Annotated in this window: 13 protein-coding genes and 3 pseudogenes; 2 read left to right on the forward strand and 14 right to left on the reverse strand. The window is 52.9% G+C overall.

From position 1 onward, the window contains the following. Positions 1–323: 323 nt before the first annotated feature. Positions 324–2,042, forward strand: a complete 1,719-nt coding sequence (locus tag AC6I7T_RS00815; RefSeq protein ID WP_497788306.1) for an IS1634 family transposase — start codon at positions 324–326, stop codon at positions 2,040–2,042. A gap of 106 nt (positions 2,043–2,148) precedes the next feature. Here AC6I7T_RS00815 and AC6I7T_RS00820 read toward each other — a convergent pair whose 3' ends face one another. The 11 genes and pseudogenes from AC6I7T_RS00820 to AC6I7T_RS00870 form a co-directional block, all read right to left on the reverse strand. Beyond that, positions 2,149–5,535 carry a glycosyl hydrolase gene (locus AC6I7T_RS00820; protein ID WP_497788307.1) on the reverse strand — a complete coding sequence of 1,129 codons (3,387 nt, stop codon included), beginning with the start codon at positions 5,533–5,535 and terminating at the stop codon, positions 2,149–2,151. Positions 5,536–5,550: 15 nt separating this feature from the next. Further along, positions 5,551–5,628: pseudogene (locus AC6I7T_RS00825) on the reverse strand (L-rhamnose mutarotase); the annotation flags it as partial. A 21-nt stretch (positions 5,629–5,649) separates the two neighbouring features. Continuing rightward, positions 5,650–7,266: an RICIN domain-containing protein gene (locus tag AC6I7T_RS00830; protein ID WP_497788308.1), complete on the reverse strand. Its 1,617-nt coding sequence runs from the start codon at positions 7,264–7,266 to the stop codon at positions 5,650–5,652. 972 nt (positions 7,267–8,238) lie between these two features. Further along, positions 8,239–8,505, reverse strand: coding sequence for a type II toxin-antitoxin system ParD family antitoxin (locus AC6I7T_RS00835; protein WP_497788309.1), 267 nt, complete (start codon positions 8,503–8,505; stop codon positions 8,239–8,241). Between the two features lie 445 nt (positions 8,506–8,950). Further along, positions 8,951–9,070 (reverse strand): annotated as a pseudogene (locus AC6I7T_RS00840) (DUF2239 family protein); the annotation flags it as partial. Positions 9,071–9,124: 54 nt separating this feature from the next. Then, positions 9,125–9,724 (reverse strand): TMEM175 family protein, encoded by a 600-nt coding sequence (locus tag AC6I7T_RS00845; RefSeq protein ID WP_497788310.1) that lies wholly within the window; start codon positions 9,722–9,724, stop codon positions 9,125–9,127. Between the two features lie 54 nt (positions 9,725–9,778). Beyond that, a pseudogene (locus AC6I7T_RS00850) lies at positions 9,779–10,102 on the reverse strand (SDR family oxidoreductase); the annotation flags it as partial. 175 nt (positions 10,103–10,277) lie between these two features. Then, entirely contained in the window at positions 10,278–11,066 is a 789-nt protein-coding gene (locus tag AC6I7T_RS00855) for a peptidoglycan recognition protein family protein (RefSeq protein ID WP_497788311.1), read from the reverse strand. Next, positions 11,066–12,208 carry a hypothetical protein gene (locus AC6I7T_RS00860; RefSeq protein WP_497788312.1) on the reverse strand — a complete coding sequence of 381 codons (1,143 nt, stop codon included), beginning with the start codon at positions 12,206–12,208 and terminating at the stop codon, positions 11,066–11,068. The genes AC6I7T_RS00855 and AC6I7T_RS00860 overlap by 1 nt, the downstream gene beginning before the upstream one ends. A gap of 84 nt (positions 12,209–12,292) precedes the next feature. Continuing rightward, positions 12,293–14,485 carry a hypothetical protein gene (locus AC6I7T_RS00865; protein WP_497788313.1) on the reverse strand — a complete coding sequence of 731 codons (2,193 nt, stop codon included), beginning with the start codon at positions 14,483–14,485 and terminating at the stop codon, positions 12,293–12,295. 110 nt (positions 14,486–14,595) lie between these two features. Further along, positions 14,596–14,988 (reverse strand): hypothetical protein, encoded by a 393-nt coding sequence (locus tag AC6I7T_RS00870; protein ID WP_497788314.1) that lies wholly within the window; start codon positions 14,986–14,988, stop codon positions 14,596–14,598. A gap of 405 nt (positions 14,989–15,393) precedes the next feature. On the opposite strand from AC6I7T_RS00870, the gene AC6I7T_RS00875 reads away from it, so the two are divergent. Beyond that, on the forward strand, positions 15,394–15,924 hold the full coding sequence (locus AC6I7T_RS00875) for a hypothetical protein (protein ID WP_497788315.1): 531 nt from the start codon (positions 15,394–15,396) through the stop codon (positions 15,922–15,924). Between the two features lie 252 nt (positions 15,925–16,176). On the opposite strand, the gene AC6I7T_RS00880 is transcribed toward AC6I7T_RS00875, so the two are convergent. The 3 genes from AC6I7T_RS00880 to AC6I7T_RS00890 form a co-directional block, all read right to left on the reverse strand. Further along, positions 16,177–17,544, reverse strand: coding sequence for an alpha-L-fucosidase (locus AC6I7T_RS00880; RefSeq protein WP_497788316.1), 1,368 nt, complete (start codon positions 17,542–17,544; stop codon positions 16,177–16,179). Positions 17,545–17,910: 366 nt separating this feature from the next. Beyond that, entirely contained in the window at positions 17,911–21,189 is a 3,279-nt protein-coding gene (locus AC6I7T_RS00885; protein ID WP_497788317.1) for an outer membrane beta-barrel protein, read from the reverse strand. A gap of 89 nt (positions 21,190–21,278) precedes the next feature. Then, entirely contained in the window at positions 21,279–23,627 is a 2,349-nt protein-coding gene (locus AC6I7T_RS00890; protein ID WP_497788318.1) for a glycoside hydrolase family 2 protein, read from the reverse strand. Positions 23,628–23,680 lie beyond the last annotated feature (53 nt).

Below are 23,680 nucleotides of genomic sequence, written 5' to 3' on the forward strand. Positions count from 1 at the left end.
ATATTAACCCCTACCCGTGCAACAATGCCGTGGAAGAATCACTGCCTAGAGCATTTCTCACATAGATATACACTCGCCAAAAGTGATGAAGTGCAGCTTTCTTTAACGGAAAGCTGCCAAGGCTTTGGCGCTCCGGTGTACAGCTGAGTGAGAAATGCGCTAGTCCGAAGTTCCAGCTTAGAAAAGGAGCAAAGGGAGAGATAAGCACCTTACTGATAAGTGAGATAAGCAGAGTATGTCTTTGTTGATTACATGAAAATGTACCCATGTAATATCAAAATCATCGCTTGACGTCGTGCTGTTAATGATGCATATTGCTGGCCATGTACATCGACGTCGTGCCCAACCGCAACTCTCCTCCAGCCGTACTGCTGCGGCAGGCCGTTCGCGAAGGCAAGAAGATTCGCAAGGTTACCCTGGCCAACCTTTCCGACTGGCCGCAGGAGCAGATCGATAGTCTGCGCTTGGTACTCAAGGGCGAGTCGATGATCCCGCTCAACGGAGCCTTCACCATCAACCGCTCCTTACCTCATGGTCACGTTGCTGCTGCTTTGGGCACTCTGCGTCAGCTAGGACTGGAGCGCCTGGTGTGTCGAGAGTCTTGTCGGGAACGCGATCTGGTTGTAGCCATGATCGTGGCTAGGATCCTTGAGCCAGCTTCGAAGTTGGCTACCGTACGGGGCTTGGAAGCCGAGACCGCCTCCAGCAGCTTAGGGGCCTGTCTGGGGCTGGGATCTGTGAGCGAAGAGGAACTGTATCGCGCCATGGACTGGTTGTTCGAGCGCCAGGAGTCGATTGAAAAGCAACTGGCCAAGCGCCATCTGCAGCAAGGCTGTTTAGTGCTCTACGATGTAACCTCCACGTATTTTGAGGGTCGGCATTGTCCACTTGCACAGTATGGTCATTCCCGCGATGAGCGTTCAGGCAACTTGCAAATTGTCTTCGGTCTGCTGACCGATCAAGACGGACGGCCCCTTGCAGTGGAAGTCTTTGAGGGCAACACGGCCGATCCGAAGACCGTTGCCGTTCAAGTGGAAAAGTTACGCACCCGCTTTGATCTGCAACAGGTCATCCTGGTGGGCGATCGAGGCATGTTGACCAGCGCCCGCATCGAACAGGATTTGCGCAACTCCGGACTGGATTGGATCACCGCCTTGCGTAGCGTACAGATTCGCAGTCTGGTGGATTCTGGATGCCTGCAGCTGTCTTTGTTTGACCAGCAAGACTTCGCTGAGATCTCTCATCCCGACTACGCCGGAGAGCGACTCATCGCTTGTCGTAACCCTTTATTGGCCGAAGAACGCTCGCGCAAACGTCAGGAGCTTTTAGCTGCCACAGAAAAGCGGCTGGAGCAGATTGTTGCCGCCAGCAAACGCAACAGACGTCCCCTACGAGGTAAGGAGAAGATCGGCATCGCTATTGGAAAAGCTCTGGGCCGATACAAAATGGGCAAGCATTTTCAGTTCACCGTCGAGGAGACCCGTTTCACCTATCGACGTAACTTAGACAGCATTGCTCAAGAAGCGGCCCTGGACGGCATCTATGTGCTTCGCACCAGCGTTGCCCAGCAGCAGCTCTCCGCAGAACAGACGGTGCGCAACTATAAGCGTCTGTCGGTGGTGGAACGAACCTTTCGTAGCTTGAAGAGTGTTGATCTGAAGGTGCGGCCGATTCACCATCACTTGGCTAACCGCGTTCGGGCTCATGTCCTGTTATGCTTGCTGGCGGCCTATGTCGAATGGCATCTCAAACAAGCTCTCGCCTCCTTGCTATTTACCGACGAAGAGCCTCAAGCAGGGGAGGCTCTTCGTCCTTCCGTCGTAGCTCCAGCTCATCGTTCCCCAGCGGCTCTGGAAAAGCGGCAAAACCATCGCTCCGCTGACGGCCTTGCTGTCCATAGCTTCTCCACGCTACTCGAAGACTTGGCTACTCTGACTCTCAATCAAGTCTCTGTTACCGACCATTCCATGCAAATGATCTCTACACCTACGCCGCTGCAACGCCGCGCCTTTGAACTGCTCGGCGTTGCCCCTGCTTTCTAAACTGTACCCAGACCCCGATTCGCTCTCTGCACTTATCCCTCTGAATTCGCACACCTTTTCGTCCTTAAGGATGTGGAACTTCGGGCTAGTCCTTGCAGGGAATCCTTCACTTTTCCGAAATTGAGTAGTAACTCACTGGCCCCAGCAACCCCGAGGGGAGCAGGGGCGAATCTGCCTTGTACGGCTTGACAGTTGTGAAAGTGTATTTTGTGGCGGCATCTGGCTGCTGATCGCCAATCAGCCGATTGACCCACGCATTGGTGACCTTGATGGAGAGTTCATTTGCACCCGGCTTGAGAGCGGACGTCAGATCCACGCGATAGGGCACGTGCCAGACAGTGCCCAGGGGCTTGCCATTGACCGTTACCTCTGCCAGGTTCCGAACGTCTCCCAGATCAATCCAGATGTGGGCTCCGGCTTTGAACCAATCTGCCTTGGCATTGATGGTCTTGGTGTACGTGCCGTTGCCCGAGAAGTACTTTACCCCCGCATCCTGGCTCTCGCTCCAGGACTTGAGCTGGTCCATCGTGATGGAGGGTGGTGCTCCGCGATTCTTCTCGAAGCTCACCTTCCAGGGGCCATCGAAAACCGCAAGCCGCGTTTCGACCTGCACAGGCATCGTACGAGAAGTCTCAAGGGTTGCCTTGCGGAAGATCACAAACACTGTGCCCCAAGGTTCCAGTTTCAGCGGCAGCGTAGTACGACCATTGGCAATCTTGAAGGACACCGACTCCGTCTTCCCTGTCTCGGCGTGCCACAACTCGGGTGCCATGCCAGTCACGCGGAAGTTGGCCTCGACCTCTTCGTCACGGTCGTTGCGGTTATCAATGAAGTATGCATCGCCGTCCACCAGCTTGCGATGGACAAACAGGAGACGTGCGTCGGTCTCCGGTTTGGTGTAGTCGAAGTCCGGCGCCACTTGCAGCGCCTTGAAGACATCGCCAAGACTCTGCCCCGCATACACCTTCCCTTTGCCGACCACGTGTATCCCCGTTCCATCGCCAAACAAGTCATCGTTCAGCTTGTTGAACTCCGCCTGATCGTCGGCCAGGCTAGGATCGTCGTTCGGCTTCGGCCCGGCAACGACGGCGCCCTCGACCACCAGCTTATGAATGGCGCGCAGCACCGGCAACGACATGTGCCTGCTATAGGGATCGAGTCCCAGGACACGGTAGCTCATGCCGCTCGGAGTGATGATGCGGCCGTTGGCCACACTCAACTCATGAATCAACCCGTCGGCGTTGATGTAGTCGAACCCGTAACCCTGCGGCACGTCCGGTGCCTTGTTGGCAAAGATGGCGGTCAGATTGGAATCCTCGCCGTAGAAATAGACCAGGTCTGCGCCGAAATGGCCTTGCTGCAGCAGATAGCTGCTGCGTGCCAAGTAATCGATCCATGGCTTGGCTTGTTCGGCCCAAGTCTCGTTGCGGTTGAACCACTGGCCGAAGGGTCCGAGCGTCAACCCCGGCACCTTGCCCACCAATGGCTGGTGTGCCGACTCGTGAATGACGATGCGGTTGACGCCGTTCAGCAGTTCCTGATCAGCCGTCGGCTTGAGGGTGGCAGGCGACCACCCCCAGGGCGCGACGGCCGCAGTCATCGACTCCGCCGCTACCAGGTTCTGCCCATAGATATGCGCCACCGACGCCGACTCGCGATCATCCGCGTTGTAGCCGAACTGCTCCTTGTTCACGCCCGGCGCCTGCGTCCACATGGCGCTCATAGGAACTTCGTTATACTTTTTCACTTCCATACCGTCGGCCACCAAGGCGCGTCCGGCTTCGTGCGATTCACCATAGTGGCCCATGTTTCGCTCGTGCAGCATTGCCTCCAACTGCGCGTAGTGTTCGTCCGAGGTGAGGTCAGCGATAGTCTTGCGCAAGTCCCACAGGAGCCGGTCGCTGGCTTCGGAGCTTTCTACGATGTGCCCTGTCAGCACTGGAAGCCAAGGCACTAGATCGTAGCCGCGGTACTTTTTGAACTGGGCAATCATGTTATCCGTCCAATTCTGCGAACCGGCTTCCCAGCTATCGCTGATGACAAAACGGATGCCGCGTTTGCCCATGAGAGCCGCGCCCACCGTCTCTTTATAACTGTCGAGGTAGGTCTCGAAGTACTTCTTGACGAAATGCCTGTCCAGTTTATCCACTTCCAGGCCTGTGGCTTCTGCTGTCGCGGGGTGATTGCGAATGCCTAGCAATGAAAATCCCAGGCGCAGGATAACCCATCTTCCAGGAGGCGGGGTCCATGCCAAAGTACCGTCGGCTTGCATTTGGCCCGTCAGGTTGACCACGGAGTTCTTGTCGATCGCTTCCGCAGCTGGGACCGGCGGCGTAGCAAAGCCATAAAGGTCGGGCATGGGAGCAAAAGCGGCCTTCTCCTGATACCGATTCACGCGGGCGACCGCATGCAACTCCAGTTCGCCAATCTCCACCGGCGATGGCGCCTTTGGAGCCACGTTTGCGTTTGCTGAGCCATCCAGTTCTGCCCATGAGTTTGCTGCAGGCGCCTTGATTAGGAACGTGACACGGAAAAAGCGTGCCGTCACCGGTGCAAAGGTGGTTGTGGTTCCAACAGCGCCGTTTTCGATATGAACGACCTTGCGAAATGTCTTGCCATCTTCGCTCGCCTCCAGGTCCCGACCGCTTTCCCCATAGCCCATGAAGATCTGCATGGCGTCGTACGGGCCGCCCATCACCAGGGAGACGGCCTCCATGCGCACCGGCTTTTCAAACTCATACTGGAGCCAGGACTTCTCTCCAACTTTTGCAGGATCGATGCGGATGCCGTGGACATAATCTCCGTCGGAGAGAGCGCCCCCGTCGATCGGAATATCCGGCGCGGCGCTGGTGGTCACCTTGGGGTGCAAGCTGGCGATGGAAACATCCCCCTCCGGCAGGCGATACGCGACAACCGCGCTGTCAGCGTAGAAGACCGGATCCGACGGCGAACCTTCCGCAGGCAGGTCGTGGTTCGGCAGGTTTTGAAATGCGCCGGTGTTCGATGGCGGATGAAGCAGCATCCCTTTGAATGGCTTACCTCCCTCCACCAGCGTTTCGCTCCAAACATACTTCTTCATCCCTTCGGCAGGCGGCACCCAGGGCCCGCCTGACTCGCTCCATCCCGGCGACCCGGCAATGGCTTCTTCCATCCCCATCTGATCCGCCAGGTTGGTCGCGTACTTGAAGGTGTCCTTCCATTCAGGCGTCATGTAAGCCAGCCGGTGGTCCACCACCTGGGGCGTGGCCAGGGCTGCGTCGAAGTTCTGAAAACCGCCCAAGCCAATCCGGTGCATCCACTCAAGATCCAGCTTGATGCCTTCCTTCGAGATATTCCCGTTCATCCAGTGCCACCACACCCGTGGTCGCGCACTTTCCGGTGGATTCTCAAAGCCGCTTTTGAGCGCGTCGGGCTGGTTCTGTGCCAGTCCTACTCCGAATCCAACGACCATCAGAAGGCTTGCCAAAATCAGTTTCGCTATCGAAATCTTCATTCCATCTCCCAGGAAGATTGAGTATTCGCCGAGGCCCCAGCGTCTGAGCATATCGAGCATCTCTGGCCACACCTCGCGGTGCGCCTTTCCATAAGCTTCTAAGTTTCGGCTGCGCTATTGCAATACATAGCGTTGTGCAGGCGAACCGTTGAGGGTAAACACTTCGAGTGCAGTCCCGGGGGTTTGCGACGCCAGCCAATCGTCAAGAAATAATGTGCCCGAAGATTGGTTCATCAGCTCATACACAGAATCGCCTCGGTCGATGAATTGCCAGTTTTGGTTGCTGTTGTTGGCGCATCCCCACAGGGTTGTCGGGTTTTTCGGAGTCTGGCTTCCGCCGGTGTTATCCAGGCACAAACCGGTTTGCGCGTTGGAAAGGCTGAACCAGCCGCTCCCCTTGCTATGGACCGTCCATTCCTGAATGATTGAACCGGCGCAGGTCCAGAGATCGGCCTCCGTGTTATCCGCTGTTCCCCAAGCAGCGTCGTCGATGCACAGGCCATTCGATGCCACATTCCTGAAGGCGTGCGTTGAGCCGTCCGCAGGCAGGTTGTTAAAGGTTTCGGTCGCATAGTAGCCCCCGCATTGGCCGCTGCTGTTGTAAGCGGAGGTCAACTCGAGAATGCTTTTTCCGTCTGTGGCCGGCAAAATTGAAGAAGAGTAATTTGGGCAGTAATTATCGTAGGCGTTGGGGACCTGAACCGGCGCGGTGATGGGAATCCAAATACCGGAGTTGCCATCGGAACTAAGGTTTTCCAGAATAACTGTTCCGTTCTGGGGATCGACGTTGTTGCTGGAGTTTACGAACACTTGCCCGATCACCAGGATGGCGCCGTTGCTGGAAAGCACCGACGGACTCCAAGCGTTGGTGGGAGCATGTTCGAAGTATTGTCCGCTGGGTGTCTGCAGCTTGGTTCCCGTATTCTGGGCGGAGCCAAAGTTCCAGCCGTCGGTTGAGGTACGATAAAAGACCGTACAATTCGCCCCGCCGCAAATCTCATAGGTCATGAAATAACTGCCACTGGGAAGTTTGGTAACCACTGCCATGCCGGGGCGGTCGCCGAAAACGGCGCTGGCCACGGTGTTCTGCTGGTCTTGCCACGAATTGCCATTGTAAGTGCGCATCTGCGCAAGCTTCTGGCTACAGCATGGATCGGTCTCATCGGACCAAAACATAGCCAGTGCACCGTCGCTGGCAATCTCGAATTCCGGTTCCCACAATCCCTGTGTAAGGCTTCCGCCGATTTTCGGCGTCGCCCAATAGGTCCAAGTACTACCTGCATTGGTACTTGTGTAGATTTCGATGGCTCTCTGCGAGCCCTGGGTATAGGTGGCCGCATAAAGCAGTGTGCCTGCAGCAAGATTGCCAACAGCCTGGGGCATCTCGAACAGCGTTGCAGCACCCACCAGAACGCTGCCAGAGATTACGGGAACGGTGGCGACCTGCGTCCAACTGCTGCCATTGTTGGTGCTCTGCCAGATGTTCCCCGTGATGCCGTTCCCCATTGAGCTCTCGCTGGCCACAATGGTTCCGTTGTATGCCCCATGTGCTAAGCGGACGAGTCTGAAATAGGGTGCGTTTCCCGTTTGTGTAGTAAAACTGCCCGCTAAGGCTGTTCCGGTCGCAGGTTGTGACAACAAGACGGGGGGCGCCGTTAGCAAGGATGCTGCTGCCAGGAATGCTATGCATGAGAGTATGCATGCTTTGGACGGCTTCACTTGAAATGACATACTGACTCCTCGAACAGTTAACGTCTGTGATTGGAATGGTCGTAGGGCGAGGGGCAGATATCCAATCTGCTACAGGCAGCCCGCGCCGAAAATTATTCCGTTTCGAATCTTTACGAAAAGTACCGGCGCTCGCGGAGTAGGTCCAGTGATATACGGTAACGGATGCGTTAGGATCCTGATATTAATGGCTAACTGCTTACACGTGAATATGGTTGAATAGCGCTTTTCGGAACGTTACAGACGACGTTAGGAGCAGGAGAATTGGGCTGATTGGAAGCAACAGGCATACAAACTGGTCCTCAGATTGTTCCCGAAAAAAACCAATCCAGTACTCTTAGCTGAAGAAGAAAAGCAGCTTAGTAGCAAAACTCCTATGCCTTGATATCGCCGTGAAGTCTAGACTGAAACCGCAACACCAATGAATCTCAGAAAATCGCAGGGCATCGGAACGAATCCTAGCAACCCAAACCATGAAATCAAGTGGTCTCCAGATGGCCCCAAAGATCCGCTCTACGGATTCCTGGAAGTGATCTGATTCAAACCTCCGACCGCTAACTACTTGTGAGTTGTTAAGCAGAGGCTGAGAGCAAGAAACCACACTGTAGGCCAATGAGTCTCTCTGGAATCTCGCACAGCAACGACCAACAGATCGAATAAAAGCTGCGCTGGATTGCGCTTTCGATTCCCGCGGAGATAGCTAAACCCTGGATGGCCAAGCGCCCCTGGCTCTGACTTCACCACCTCGCTATCGACAAACCCCGAACTCTCTTCTGCGAGGGGCAACGTAGTAGGCGGTGAGGCCTCCGATTGAAATTGAATAAAAATAGAGTCGAAGCCAAGCCCGCGGCCAGAAAGAAAATATTCATAATCGTTCCCGAATATTTCCTCGAACAAGCGCTCTTGTTCCCTAAAATTGATAGTCCCAGACGCCATTGAGATCCAGATTGGCATCTTCACTAAGGACGTAACGTGTCACGCATTTGCTTTCCGGCGCTGCTTGGATTTGCGTTTGAGTTGGTTGCGAGCTTCCGCTGGGGAGACATGCTTGCCCCCGTCGAGCGATACGAGTCGTCGGCCAAGTTCTTGATTGAATCCGGCAAGCTGAAGAGACCGTGCGTGATCGCGCTCTTCCAGCAGCCGAAGAGCTTCTCTGACTACTTCACTTGCGGAATTATAGCGGCCCGACTCGACTTTGGTGTTTACGAATTTCTCAAGTTCGGCAGTGAGAGAGACGTTCATTCGATACGCTCCTAAGTTTTCGATACCAGAGATAATAACAATCTTTGTCAATTTTTGACATCGAAGCTCTCATATGCAACAACGGGTGGAGTTTGTTGTAGCGGCGACCCGAGCAGAGAAGCCATTTAGCCAGCTATGTGAGGAATTTGAAGTGTCTCGTCCGACAGGTTACTGGAGCATATCGACACCCAAGCCCTAGCGCGGGCCTCCGAGATAGCCGCGAGTCCCTGGCTCTGACGCAGGGACACCGACACCACACAATACGATTCGTAAGATCAGCGAACACGTTGAACAGCGGCAATGACTGGAGGACTTACTGGGGCCAGCCTAGGCAAAAGACGCTGAACGGTATCGCTCAAGGAACGAACTAGGCCACTTCAAATCCGGCAAGATTGACGGCAACGGAGGACAAGAAGCGATAGACAGATTTCTGCGCCTGTCACTGCTAAGTCTTTCCCTTGTCGGACAGACAGGCTTCCTTCACGAGACGACGCAGAGCTGATGATACGCCGCCTGTCCGCGCGGTCAACCATACCCAATGGCGCGGCAACAACGCAACTTCGCACGCAAAGACGCGGAGTTAGGTGAGCCGGGCCTGGGTGCTGACACATCTCCTGTGTCATACATGCCGCTGCTTGATTGCCGTCAGCGATAGGTTTGGCAGTGCCCAGGCGAAGGTCAGGATTGCAATGCACCACAATACTGTTATGGGAAAGTAGATACCCGCGACCGCCCCGATTGCATACAGGAAGAGGCTGAGCGTGTGATTGCGGAAACCCTTCCGGTCCTCTTCAGAAAAAGACTCTCGATGGCGAAGATGGCTGTGTACTGTAAGCCGAAGCAACATGAATGAGAGGCCAACAATCAGTAGTGTCGTAGCATAAAGGGCAACTGCAGGGCCGGACATTTCTTTTTCGACAACATAAGCTGTACTGAATGGAAGCAGTGAGAGGCAGAAGAGGAACACTAGGTTGGCGCATTGCATCGAATGCCCGGCTCGCTGCACCCGATGTATGAGGTGTTGGTGATTGAGCCAATAGATCCCGCTGAAAGCGAAAGACAGCATGTAATTTGCCAGCCCTGGAGCCAGCGTGCGCAATGCGGCGAGGCCATCGGTATGCGGCACCTTGAGATCGAGAACCATGACGGTGATGATGACGGCAATGACGCCATCGGAAAAGGCTTCCAGCCTCGCGGGCGTCGGTGTCTCTTCGGACATGCTTGTCTCTCACGAATGAAATGGGAGGTGATTCAAACTACCTCCTACTGTTACCTACCGTGTGGTAATCCCCCCATTGGCAAAGATCGTCTGGCCCGTAATCGACCAACCATCTGTCACCAGAAATTCGACGATGGGAGCAATGTCCTTGATGTCGGTCAGCTTCCCGTTCATGGATGCTGACTTATAATACGCGACAGAATCAGGTGTCTCAGCGGGGTAGAAGAACGGTGTATCCATTGGCCCCAGCCCGATGTTGTTGACTGAGATCACCCGCGCTCCGAATTCTTTGGCAGCAGCACGCGTGAAATGCTCGACCGGAGCTTTACCGCCCGCATAGGTGGAATAGAGCTCCGTGAAAGCCGCCAGCAACGACGTACGCTTGGATTGAAAGATTGTGAATGCCTCATCGAAGCCGCCTTTCACGTGTAACTCGATAGTCTTTTGGCAACGCAATCCGAGAAGGCTCAAGTTAATTGAGGCCACGGCGCTGTCGATCAAACTGACAAGAATGATATTGAAGGAGCCTCCCATTTGCACTGCCGGTCTTTACTTACGATAGATCCAAAGCTGCCCAGGTTTTCGGCCCGACAATACCGTCCGGTACCAGCCCGGCATTCCGTTGGAATGCACGGACTGCTGCCTCCGTTGCAGAACCGAATTCGCCGTCGACATCCAGCCTCAGCTTCTGCTGCAGTTGCTTTACCTGTTCTCCTGTATTCGGCCGACGTAATGTCGATCTTCCTGGCGCTCCGTTATTCGAAGGCTCCATTGCTGGAATCGGCTCCAGTGCCGGAGCCGTTCCCCCCAGAATAGCGGCAGTGGCTTGCCGGAACACTGCCATATCAAATGACGGGTCATCTTTCCGGCCCGCGGGAAGCGCAAACTCCTTATGACCCGCACACCACTTTGCTTCCTGGCCTACGTGCCTCAGGATCGCGGCCACTCCGTGATGGTAAGCCTGCATTTGCATTTCGGGCCACGGACTGTCGTTCGCAAGTCCGGTATTCTCTGCTTCGATGCCGATAAAATTTGTGTTCCCCGTCGTTACGTCGTTCCAGGAACCGCGCCCCGCGTGATTGCATTTTCCCGCGGCTATCACATAGAACGTGCCGTCGCGCCCGATGCCGAGTTGGGCCAGCGGTCCGGGCAAATCAGGACGCCCACGAATGAGTGTTGTCAGACTGGGCATGTTGAGTTCGCGGGGACCCGCTGTGTGGTGACAGATAACTCCCTTCACCGGCCCCATGTCCCCCAGCCCTCGTGATTCCCATCCATCCACCTTTGCAACTTTCAGGCCCGCGTCCAGCAATACATCGGGAAGCCAGGTTAATGAGAACATCAGCGCACTCCTCCTTCGGTTACAGGCAGTTCTTCATCTTTCGTAACAGTCGAAATCTTCACGTCGCATCCGTCCATCATCTCTGAGGTATCCAACGTACCCGGTGGAGGACTCACGCGCATTCCCAATCCGGACGACATGGCCCCGAGCGCCTGCAGCACATTGCTGCTAGTGTCTCCGCTTCGCCCTTGCGGATCCTCCGAGGCTTCCTCTGGGCTCTTCTGGTGGGGCTTCACTGTGGACCGGATGACCATGATCTTATTCAGCGTGTCGAACCAGAAAGGTGCACCGAGTGAGGCTGCAATTGCTGTCAGTAGCCACCCGCCCAACGTCGAGATTGGGTATTCTCGAACTTGGTTCCACTGGTCAGTGCCCCCGATCGGCAGCGCCAGTGTGCTCATCTCATTCTGGATCTCCGGAAGGGTCCGGCTGAGGTACTTGGCATCGGTGGTGGCCGCCTGCGCGCGTGCTACCAGCGTGTCGCGCACCGTCTTGTCGCGGTGGAGATAATTGCCGATCGTGATAGCGTTCACGTTGAGTACAACCGCGATGATCAATCCGATCACAAACAGAATCCATTGCGTAGATCGCTTGTACCAGCCAGAAACTCGATCCATGGCGCTGTCGTACCACGCCTCCACATTGGCCAGGGCCTTCTGCATATCGCCCTCCGCGGTGTCGAGCGCATTCAATAGAGCGCGCTGAACTGGAGGATTCTGAATGAGACGCAAATTTGCGCGGGCCGTCTGAAGATTGAACGTCTTCGCAGCCGCAGGACTGTCATCCTTTACATTGACTGGCCCGCGCGCGGCTAGGTCCATCAGCGCCAGGGCGAAGTTTCTACCGGGGATGTACGAGGGAAGATTGCGGCCGCGCTTAAGCGAAAGCGGCCACCAGCCAGCTTCTTGCGGATTGTACGCCCCCGTGTACAGGCAGTAGATCTGCGGATGATTGAACAACTGTGTCACGAGTCCCGTGGCCGTTTTGTCGTGCAGCAGTTCTCGAATTCCGGCCTCAAGATGGGTTGCGCGCGTTTTCAACCATGCTTCAAGACCTTCACGAATACCGCTCGCAATGATGCTAACAAGCAGGAAGACGAAAATGATGCCTATCGTGATCTCAAGTATGTCGGAGCCAAACACGGCGAAGACCTCCTGGTAACGATTCGCTTATATTGGGGCTTTCCTCTGGCAAAGGTGACTACTTGGTGCTATTACCGATGGAAGCTAGGCACCCCGCTCTAGGGTGAACCTGCTGGTGACAGTCTTGGCATAAGCGGTGTGCGGCGAACCTCCGGCCCAGAAGAGACACACCATGCCCCAGGGTTCGTCGAAACGAGTCTTGCTCGCCTTTATCATGGCCGCCAGCTTCTTTTGCAGCGCATCGCGCATCTTTTTGAATTCGTTGTTGCCGAAAAGCGCCGCGGGATTGGATTGGCCCACGAATGCTCGTACGTCCCGAACCAGTGCTCCAACCTCGGCCATCGCGTTGGCCCAACTTGTAATTACGTAGACATCTCCGATTAGATACTCCACTCTAGCGTCGGCAGTACTGATCCCGACGAGAGACCCTAAATTAACGTTGGCGCCTATGCTGAGCGCACTAGGCCATAACTTGTCATCAACAATCTGATAGCGCAGTTGATCGATTGCCCGATGTTCAGGATCCAGTAGTGCGCGTAATGCCCTCCGCCCAAATTCAAGGTAGTACTGTGTTGTTCTAGGCTTTTGTTTCTCGTCAAAGAACATCGAAGTACACTCGCCATCCCCAAACGAGGTTCTCAACACGCACGTAGACGGTCCGCCCTTTGCGAATTGACTGAAGACTGTGCCCTTCTCTTGTGGCGTCAGTAAGTTTAGCGCCATGAACCACCTTAGGTAATCGTCCACAATCTGCGCATTTGTATTCTGGTTAAGAGCGAAATGTGTTTGCTCGCATTGCAAGCCTGTCACCGTCACCGCTTTGCCCGCACGATAACTAGTCGTCACGAGCACTGAATCAAAAATCGCTTTCCGCAACGCCTCATGGCGGGCCATCGGTTCGACGATAGAAGTAATGGATTGGCCCGTAACCGTCTCTTTGATGGTGACGTCCCCTGTGACCTGATCGGTGAGAATTTCGCTATTGCGGATCAATTCGGAAAGCGTTTGATAGTTCAAAATTCCGAGCAGATTGATCTTGAGCGTGGTGCTGCGTTTACGCGTTTCCGTGAGTACACTATTCAGCATCTTGACTCCCGGCGCTAGGGCGCCACTATCAGTGATCTTAGATTCCATGGCGGCGAGAAGGCTGAGGTCTCCGTCGAGGGCCTTGTGGATAGCAATGTTTGCCTCTTGGTCCAATCGTGCGGGCTGAATCTCGTACTGGAAGGCAGCTTGGTCGTCCGTAAGTGAAGAAAGCGTTACATTCAGTGAAGCCTGAATGCTATGGTCCAGGCCGCTTTTGATCGCTGTACCAAGGGAATTGACCTCTGACACGGTTAAGCTGGTTAGCAGCGTTTTGTCCCCAATGGGATCTGTGCTGATGGCCTTGAGAATTTCCGAGAGGAGGTCGGTTCCTCCAACTTTTGCGGTGACACCGGCGGATGCCGAAAAGTCGGCTGCTAGCGCTGTTCCTCTTTTGCGCAAGAAGCTCAGCTCAATGGTTTCTTTATCCTTCCGATGCACTCGCATCTGATATGCCCCAGAGATGACGAAGGATGCGGAAAGACCGGCTGTAGCTCCCGCCTGCACTGCAAGCGTACCTGCTCCCAAGGGTAGATCCACCGACGCCAGCGGGTTCGGGGACACAGCAACTTTCACTGCTCCTGAGACCTTAAGATTCCCTTCCCCAGAGACGGTGACAATATCGTTGATACTAAGAGAATCGAGATCTGAAATGTCCGCAGGGATTACGTAGGATGATATCGTCTGGCCAAGAGCACTCCCCAAGGTAGCTTCTCCCGCACCGAGCGGGAAAGCTTTCAAGAACTCGAAGCTCACCGTGCTGGTTTTGTTAAAACCGAAGGTAAGATCGCCCTCGGAGCCGCTCACGCCGAGATCAAGCGAGCCTTGGAATCCAAAGCCGACATAGCCAGTGCGATCTGGAACCTTAGCAGCAATGAAGAATGGATCGCCGTCAAAAACATTGGTTCCAGGACTGGCGTTCACCCGGATTGTCGCCTGCGCGGCCGGAGTTACTTGAATTTCTGGTTCAGTACTGCCGAGCTGAAATTCATGCTGTAGCTTAGCTTGAAATTGAACGGGCTTTGTGGCTGCCTGGCTGAGGACTTCGTCTTTCCGTTGAAGAAAATCGGGGAGTACTGCAAGGTGCAACAGTTCAGCTTTGAGGTACTTGAATAAGGAAGAGGGGTGAGATAGGTCGACCGTTATCGTTGGAATGGGTTTATCAAGCTGATCAGTGATTTGGATATCGGGCATGATTCAATCCTTTTCGGTTTCGCGGGGCGGCCGGTCTGTTAGGTCCACTCTGGAATAGCTCTCTGCGGTCTCAAGTTTGTGAGAACAAACCGTAACCTCTTCGCTTGCCTCTAGCCGATAGTCGTGTACATAGGAGAAAATTCTGGCACGCCCGTTGCTCGTCCTGCAATCCAGCGAAGTACATATACTTGCGCGGGATTGGTGAGAGAACTCGTAAGACCGTTTGAAATTGCTTCGAAAGTAGCGCGGGCACCAAGGTCTTTGAAACAATCAATGTCTGGCTTGACCATTACACAATCCACTCCATCCATGGTCGTTTTGTCATTGTCATGAAATGTAAGTCGCACATTGGCTTCGCCGAATTGGATTTGTTTCCAACTAAAGGTAATGCCTGGATGAACAGCCCGGGATTGTTTTCTACCGCGAACATCCGGGCTCTCGCTTCGACATAGAGACAATCTAGTCGATTCCTTCGACGACCATTTGTGCTCTAAGTTCAGCATGTTATTCCATGCTTCGTCTTTCAATCCTTTTGTTCTCAGCGTTGCATGTATTGCGAGCTCTTTTGTGAATTTCTCGCTTTTGGCGACATGAATCTTCCAGCAGAAGCGTGGATTTGTATTTAGACACAAGAACAACTTGATCGCAAGAAAAAAGTGATGGCTAGCTTAATAGATGAGGTATGCTTCTTCGCATTGTTATATCGTCATCGTGTCTTGATCACACGGAGCGGCTTCAAACAAATGGATGTTAGCGAAAGCGTGGCAAAGTAATCGCAGGGATAGTTACTGGAAGATGGTTACCCGCCAATAATTAAGCTCGTCACAACGCGGTTCAGTGGTATACGTGGATGGCCCATGTGCGATAGTTCACCAGAAAACAAAATCACGAAATCATCAGAGCTTGAGATGGCAAGGCTTGCTCTAGACCGAGAGAATGTAACGCTGGAAGCGCAGAAACTCGAGTTTGAAAAGCAGAAACAACAACTCGAAATCCTGAAATTCTTCCATACGGCAGGCCTCGATCGATGGAAGGATCGTCGCAAAAACGAGTGGAAACTGAACTACGCGATTTGGGCTGCGATCGCTGGCTTAGATGCCATACTTCTGCACGACAAGAGCGCTTTTGTCGTCCCTCAGTGGTTGATCGCAGCTGGGATAGTGATCTGTATAGTACTGCATCTGGCCTATCTGTGGCCGACCATCGTACGAGCCATCAGCGAAATGGAACTGCAATCCGACACGGAGCACGCGGTCCGGCAGTTGATTACCGATCCGACAATGCGAAACCGGGTGAAAGAGAACCACCTTGGCGGTGCGATAGACAGATTTGAAACGCGACCGCGGGTGGCCTGGATGTGGAAGCGGTACGGCCTGCTCGCTCCGATAGGGCTGACCATTGCGCTATTGCTCCTGGGCGGATTACTTCTACGTGGTTAAGGAAGACAGTAACGGATCAGAAAAGCCAGCAGCTAGTCAGAATGTATTGCATGGCTGCACGACTCAGATATTCGAGCTCTGTGATTGCCGCAGAGCTTGGCGCGGCTTTCCGCCAAAGAAAGCCGCTCTGCGCCCACTTGAAAAGTTCACAGTATTTCGGAAAATGCCTTAGTGTCCACAATGTGATCAGGGGCAAGACTCAGATTTTGATTGAAGACATATGCGGCTTCATATCTCACGAAGCTGCATGTGTCAGATATTTTCTCTGACACGTTCACGAAAGACAAGATCCGGATCTTGTGCAGGCGTGGAATCGCATTCGATCGCTAACGTGGTAATCGGCCAGTCTGGCGGCTCAAGTGGAAGACCGGCGAATTTGACGCGGATGTGATCCTGTTCAAATTTTACGGACTCACCTGTTTTAAGTAGTCTTGCAGATTTCACGCGGCAGGTTAACCCCCCGAGGGCCACATATTCTCCAGGCCAGTAGTGTATGTGCATATAAAGGGTATTTGCCTTTTGCGTGAAGCCGGAATAAAAGAGGCCATCTACTTTGCAAGGAGCGGTGTGAAAGACACTTTCTCCGTTTGTGCTAATCCATTCGCCTACCTCGCGCAGAACGCGCGCTGACGGAGCAGGGACAGAGCCATCGGCCCTTGGGCCGATATTAAGCAGATAGTTTCCTCCTCCGGCTGAGCAAGCAATCAAATTGCGTATGATCGTTCGGGAATCCTTCCAGCTGTCGTCGGCTCGGTTGTATCCCCAGCTTTCGTTGATGGTCATACAGGATTCCCATGCCCGTTCGTCTTTGGCTTCTCCAATGTATTGTTCCGGAGTTGAGAAGTCTCCCGGCATCCTGTTGCGATCATTGACGATGATTTCGGGTTGAAGACGAAAGACTATTTCATTCATACGATCGGACTCCCAACCAGCCCGATCGAGGGGCGTAGGAATGTCATACCAGAGAATGTCGATCTTTCCATAGTTCGTCAGCAATTCCCTGATAAGGCCATGCGTATAGTCCACAAAGCGGCGTCTGGCTGCTGAGTCGGTTGCACAGCGAGCTCCATCCGGATGATGCCAGTCCATCAAAGAATAATAGAGCCCGACACGTAAACCTTCAGCACGTGCAGCTTCCACATACTCCGCTACCAGATCGCGTTTGGGGCCGAGGCGAGTGGCGTTGTAAGGCGTCAGGCGAGTTTCGAAATTGCAAAATCCCTCGTGATGTTTGCTGGTGAATACTATGTACTTCATCCCCGCTTGCTTGGCCAGTCGTGCCCATGATCGAGGAGCACCTGGAGCAGGCTGGTACTGCGCAGCAAAGGCTTCATATTCGTCGATTGGAGTGCCCTCTTCGAGCATGATCCATTCCTTTCGAGCGATGACGCTATAGATGCCTAGATGGACAAACATTCCGAAGCGAGCTTCATGCCACCATTGCATGCGGTGCTTCCTGGTAGCGTCCTGCTGAATCTCAGTGAGTGTTTTCGTTGATTTGTCTGCGTGTTCCGAGGGGACAGCATTTTGAAAAACGGAACCAAAAGATGTTGGTGCCGTGGCGAGTGTCAAAAAGGATGCGCCGCCATTCAGTAGAAGTTTACGCCGCAGTTGGTCCATAGAATTCGTGTATATAACCTCTCAGACAGCCTCTCGCTAGCCTGCATTATTCATGAATTTCGGATCTGGATTCTCGGAAACCCGCTTCCTATGCACACTTGAGCCCTGTTTTCGCATTCGGCCGCGACTGACAGACTGTTTGGCGGTCAAAATCCTGGAATCGAAAGAAGTGCATCATTGCTGCTTTTCAGAGACCGACAGCTATTCATGAATAATGCGGGCTAGAGCATGGAGTTAGTGCATTGCATTTCCGGAAACGTGTGAGTTTAGCATCCTGAGACTCTGGACTTTGTGTCAAGGCCCGATTTATCGTCAAGCCCTGGTACGCGTGATTCTCGCGTGCCAGGACTTGACCATCGTTATTTCTCAGAAGGTAAATTTAAGTCCTGCCTGCATTACACGTGGGGGAATGTTGCCAATGCTGGTAATTTGCCCGAAATTCGAGTCGCCCGGGTTCGAATTCGGTTGGCCGAAGCTTGGATGGTTAAGAGCATTGAACATCTCCCAACGGAATTGAAGCTTATAGCGTTCAAGATAGCTCCAGTTTTTCATCATGGCAAAATCCATCGTATTGATAGGAGCTTCCTGAAGGAAAAACTTTGGAGTGTTCCCGTAGGTCCCGGCAGCATTTTGAGTAAATGCATTCGTGTTGAAGTATTCGTTAAGCCAGTGGCTCTTTCCGCCCTTGCGCAGCTGTATAGTTTGTCCGGGGACAAAATCTGCGCGGTCCTGGCCAACATTGCTCAGCGAGTTATTGTTGCCATTTCCTCCATTCATCGTGAAGGGCGGTCCTGACTGGCCGGTGTAGAGACCGCTCAGTTCCCATCCTCCAAGAATGTTTTTTACCAGGACATTTTGCTGGCTCAGCAATGGAGCCCGATATAGGAAGTTTGTTACCCAGACAATAGGATAGTTCAGGCTGGACGGGCCTTTGTCATGCTTGATGTCGTAAGGATTGCTGACACTGGATTCCCATGAAGGATCGCCCGATCCTCCAACATCCGTGGATTTGGACCAGGTAAAGTTGGATTGTATCTGGAAGCCATGGGAGAAGCGCTTCTCCACACCGGTTTGCAGCGAGTGATAGTTCGCTGTTCCTCCATCCTGTACTTGGATGATTGAGCTGAAATTGGGATATGTTGTCCGACTGCCGCCATTAGAAAAGATACCCGGGTTTTGCTCTACTGTTGTTGCCTGATGGTAAGCCTGATTGCCTACGTAGGCGAGATGAAATGCAATGGATTCGGTCAATTGCTGTTCAACTGACACATTCCAACTTTGTGCTATACCGAGTCTGAAGTTCTTGGCAAAAACTGCGGGAAGGGAGATCGGTGTAATAAAAGTGGTGCTGGATGAAGGTACATAAGATGGAGAGGAGAATGGAGGGAGCGGACTTGTCCCTCCCGTCGATGTCAATCCGCTCCAGGGATTGTCAAACGCGATTGGAGTCGTCTCGGTTCCATTCAAGCCGAAGGTAGGAGAGAATGGCGCCGCATCCCAAACCTTATTGTAAAAGGCATCTTCGAGCGGTGTGGTAAACATTCCAAAACCTGCTCGAACAGCTGTTTTGGAATTAACCTGCCATGCGATACCGATACGAGGCTCGAAATAGCCATAGGTTGTCGGCATCAATCCCGCATCGATCCCTTTGTCGCCAGGGAAGACCAGCCCCAGCGGGGCATTCGGATAGCGCGTGCTCTGCTGTCCGGGAACAAAGGCTGCTCCACGTCCATTTACAACCGTCAACGGGAAATTGGGGTCCCAGCGCAGACCGGCGGTCAAAGTGACCTTGGGGCTGAGTTTGTATTGATCTTGCGCGTATAACCCAACCATCCAGCCGTGCGTGCTTCCAGCTTCTCCGGCTCCTTGCGAAAGGCTGTAGACCTTTCCAAGGAGAAAGTCGGCTAACGCCGAGCCTGTGTATTGACCATTGAAGCTGATATTCGGATTGACGCTTCCACCGTAGTTCTCATAAGCATATCGATGCAGAAGGTCTGTTCCAACAACAATAGAGTTCTTTCCCAGGACCTTGGTCAGTGTATCCGTAAACCACCAGTCTCTTCTCCGCGTGTCATTCGGGTTGCCGACGAAAGCGGAGAATCCCGATCCGCCTCCATACAAGCTATTGCCATTAAATGCGGAGAGCCCGCTGATATAGCAGGCACCAGCTGGATCATTTACATTGATGAATTTTGAGAGACAAATAGCATTTCCGCTCGAGTCGCGCAAAACTGTACCCGTGCTGTAGTCCATCGATGCAAAGGAGAGGGTAACACTGTTCAGTAGAGTCGGGCTTATCGTCCAGGTATGATTCACAACTTCATTGAGATAAATACCTTTCTGGCCGCGAACGCCGGCAAGAATATCTCCAGGTATGATGGCTCCCGGCTGGTCGTAGTTATAGATGAAATTGCGAACAAAGACTCTCTGATTGGTATTAATAACGTAATCGAGACGGGCAGTTCCTTCATCGTAGTTGTACTTCTGCGCCGGATTGACATAGTTCGCCTTACCGGTTGAAGCCTCCTGCCCAAGCGGAAGAGACTTGGCGATCTTTAGGGCCGCGGAACTAAACAGCGAGGTGCTGACCTGATTTGCCTTGCCATTGACGGTTGCAAACGGACCTGTCAGCGTCGTTGGCACAGCACTAAAGTCTCCGTTCAACATGGCGGATGTTGGTGTATAGGTAGTATTCGAAGCGGAGGTTAAAGATGCGCGGGTTCCCTGGTAATTGCCGAAAATGAAGAGCTTATCCTTGAAAACAGGGCCGCCTAGATAACCTCCAAACTGATTTCTTCTTAACGGATCAACATACTTGGTGAAGTAGTTTCCGGCGTTAAAAGCACTGTTGCGAAGAAATTCAAAGGCCCCGCCGTGAAACTGGTTTGTGCCGGACTTGGTTTGGATGCTCACGACTGCGTTCGGTGCGAATCCATAGCGGGCATCGAAGTTATTGGAGATAACGCGAAATTCCTGGGTCGCATCGGCATTCGGAAACGGAGCCGCGAGCAACGAATATGTATCCATGTTGGCTACACCATCCAGGAGATACCATGTGCTGCCCTGCCGTCCGCTACCGGCAGAGGCTCCTGATTCGGTAGGAAAGGAGTTGGATGTGGGGAGTGTAGCAGCCTGAGACTGTAGCTCGTTGGTAACTCCCGAGGACAGGAATACCAGGCTGGAGGGATCTCGCCCATTCAACGGTAGCTCCTTGATTGCATCCTCGGTCATAACCTGGCTGATCTCTGCGGTAGTCGTGTTAATGATCTCCGCTCCGCCATTTACTGTTACGGTCGAATCGGTGCTCCCCGGCTGGAGCGTGATGTCCAGCGTTGCGTTTTGACCGATGGTGAGAACTATACCGGTCTGTATCCGTTTGGCAAAGCCGCCGGCTTCTGCCGTAAGTGAGTACGCGCCCGGAGGTAACGGAGAGATGGAATAGTATCCTGTCTCATTGGTATCGACTGTTTGCGTCAGATTCGTCCCAACGTTTTTTATAGAAACATGCACATTGGGAATGACGGCTCCTGAAGAATCGGTGACAGTGCCATTCAACTTTGCCGCTGTATTTTGGGCATTAGCTAACAGCGCAAAATATAAGGACACCACCACGGTAAGGACTGTGGCTCTAGATATGATCCTCATAAAGGAACATACATCCTTTCCTTTTATTGTTGATGTTTAACCTCTTCAGCAGATTGTCTCTGCGAAAGAGATTCCGTTACAGATAGTCACTAAATCTGTTTTTTGGGACAAGCTTTCATCTTGATCTCTACGGATTTTGTGCCGAATCGTGAATGTGTAGCACTCACGCGCACAACTCCGGATTCCTGTTTTGCCCGAATCCAAACTGCGCTGACTCCTCCAGCCAGGCTGAAAAGATTCGTTCCAACGAGGGTTGCAGGGCCTTCTATCGTGAGGGAGATTGGATCGTTGCAGAGCGGACGAACAGCTCCATACTCATCTGTCACTCGAAAGACAACTCTGGTCATATCGGCACCATCCGCAATCATCTCGTGATCATCTGCAGCAACGGAAAACGTCTGGTCGATTCCTTTCCCGGAGTAGGATTTGGATATGACACATTTCCCTTGGACGTAACCATCGATACGCAGGTCTCCCCAATCGTCGTTTCCATTTGGAAGAGTCAGGAAGAAGGGAGGATAGTCCAGATGTGGGAAATCCTTCTTTGCAGGCTCCAGTTCGACAATTGGGTGCCACCTTCCCTCGCGTTTGGTGTAGCACTTTAAACGTTCGCAGTTGGAGCAGATAACCGCGTGTTCCAAGCCTCCGGGCTGGTCGTTCTCTGCGAAATGAAAACCTGGTTCAAGCACAGGTTCTTCTTCGGGGGAGCATTGGGAACGATAAAATCCTGCCGTTGGTTTCGGTAGGCGGAAGATGTCCATTACCCCGTGATAACAAATGTGATCTCCAGCTCCGAAGTCGGAGTGAGTCTGATAGTCAAATGCGCACCATCCCAGCCCACCTGAATACTGGGAATCGCTTCCTAATTGGTCATAGATTTTTGCGAAACGGAGAATGTGTTCCTGAAACTTGGCGTTATCATCCCAAGGTCTTACCGGGTATTCCGCACCGACGAATTCCGTGTTGAGATACAAAGGGTGGTTCGGCTTCTTGAGTGGGAAACCGAAATCATTCATAGAAAAGACGTCTTCAAGAAATTCCGATTCCTGGAAGTAACGCACACCGGTTGTCTGTCGGGTAGGATCGAGACTGTGTGCCAGTGTATTTGTACGCATATAGAAGTCGTGGAAGTCTCTTGATTCATTGATGCGCTCGCTCCACAAGATGATGGAGGGGTGATTCCAATCGCGATGTATCATTCGAGCTAAATTGTCCACGGCTCTCTCCTGCCACTCCTGGTCGCCGACATGCTGCCACCCCGGAACTTCATCAATCACCATCAAGCCCAGATCGTCGCAGGCATCGAGAAAGTGCCTGGATTGCGGATAGTGCGAGCAACGCACGACGTTGCACTTTAGTTCTTTCTTTAGGATCTCCGCATCTTTCCGCTGAATACGAGCGGGCATGGCTGACCCCGCATAAGGGAAAGTCTGATGACGATTAAGTCCGCGCAGTTTAATGACTTTGCCGTTTAATTCAAATCCGTGATCGGTAAATCGCGCGGAACGAAATCCTATTCTGCGAACGTCTTCGTCTTCGACATGCGATTCGTTGAGCAGCTTAACTTCCACCATGTACAGCTTGGGTGTGTGTAGGTCCCAGAGCGTTATAGCTCCAAACTTGCGGAGCTCTATCGTATGTTTTTGAGGCTCGGCTGATAGAGCTGGGGAGCCGATCTTCTTTTTCTGTCTGGCAAGAATCTGCTCACCATCTTTCAGCAATACTTCTATCTCCAGCGGATGGGGAGAAGTTGTTAAAGCATTGAGATAGATGTCTATGTCTACTCCGGGTGCAGTGCTGAGAACGTTGACGGGGCGTGCACAGATATTTTCGATATGAACAGGAGCAACCGCCCGTAACGAGACCTCGCGATAGATGCCACCATAGGTCAGATAATCCAATTGATAGCCAAATGGAGGAGTATCGGAAGGTTCACGCGCATCGACTCGAACCGCAAGAATATTCTCTCCAGACGGGTTGAGATGTGGCGTCAGTTCGAAGGAGAAAGGAGTGTATCCGCCTTTGTATGCGCCAATCTCTATGCCATTTAGCCAAACAGTTGTGGCAGCCATGACCCCTTCGAAATCGAGGAAGAGGTGATAGTTTTTCACTTCCCCAGGAAGCACGAAATGTCTGCGATAGATGGAGATGAACTGATAGCTCTCTTGGTCCATGTTGTGCCAGGGAACTTCGACCGTGTTATGAGGCAGAGTAACCTGTTGAAAGGAGGAATCGTCGAAATTGCTCTGCGTCGCTTCCGAAGAAAAGGTATTGTGGTAAAGCCAATCTTGATTCAACGGGAAGAGGATTCGTCCGGCAGTGCTTTGTTGTTCATAGGCAAAAGCTTGTTTTAAGACATTCTGTGTCAGCAGTGCTCCGGCAACACATGTTCCTGTCGATTTGAGAAAATTTCGCCGGTTGAGTTCTATCTTTTGCATCACTTACTCCAAATTTCAGTAGCCTCTTGGTCTTTTGGTTATCTCTCTTTGTT

It is taken from the genome of Humiphilus diazotrophicus (assembly GCF_059726315.1).

Coding starts and splice junctions, on each gene's coding strand:
- AC6I7T_RS00890 (WP_497788318.1), bottom strand. CDS start 23,627: ATGCAAAAGATAGAACTCAACCGGCGAAATTTTCTCAAATCGACAGGA.
- AC6I7T_RS00830 (WP_497788308.1), bottom strand. CDS start 7,266: ATGTCATTTCAAGTGAAGCCGTCCAAAGCATGCATACTCTCATGCATA.
- AC6I7T_RS00835 (WP_497788309.1), bottom strand. CDS start 8,505: ATGAACGTCTCTCTCACTGCCGAACTTGAGAAATTCGTAAACACCAAA.
- AC6I7T_RS00865 (WP_497788313.1), bottom strand. CDS start 14,485: ATGCCCGATATCCAAATCACTGATCAGCTTGATAAACCCATTCCAACG.
- AC6I7T_RS00820 (WP_497788307.1), bottom strand. CDS start 5,535: ATGAAGATTTCGATAGCGAAACTGATTTTGGCAAGCCTTCTGATGGTC.
- AC6I7T_RS00855 (WP_497788311.1), bottom strand. CDS start 11,066: ATGTTCTCATTAACCTGGCTTCCCGATGTATTGCTGGACGCGGGCCTG.
- AC6I7T_RS00845 (WP_497788310.1), bottom strand. CDS start 9,724: ATGTCCGAAGAGACACCGACGCCCGCGAGGCTGGAAGCCTTTTCCGAT.
- AC6I7T_RS00875 (WP_497788315.1), top strand. CDS start 15,394: ATGGCAAGGCTTGCTCTAGACCGAGAGAATGTAACGCTGGAAGCGCAG.
- AC6I7T_RS00885 (WP_497788317.1), bottom strand. CDS start 21,189: ATGAGGATCATATCTAGAGCCACAGTCCTTACCGTGGTGGTGTCCTTA.
- AC6I7T_RS00880 (WP_497788316.1), bottom strand. CDS start 17,544: ATGGACCAACTGCGGCGTAAACTTCTACTGAATGGCGGCGCATCCTTT.
- AC6I7T_RS00870 (WP_497788314.1), bottom strand. CDS start 14,988: ATGCTGAACTTAGAGCACAAATGGTCGTCGAAGGAATCGACTAGATTG.
- AC6I7T_RS00815 (WP_497788306.1), top strand. CDS start 324: ATGTACATCGACGTCGTGCCCAACCGCAACTCTCCTCCAGCCGTACTG.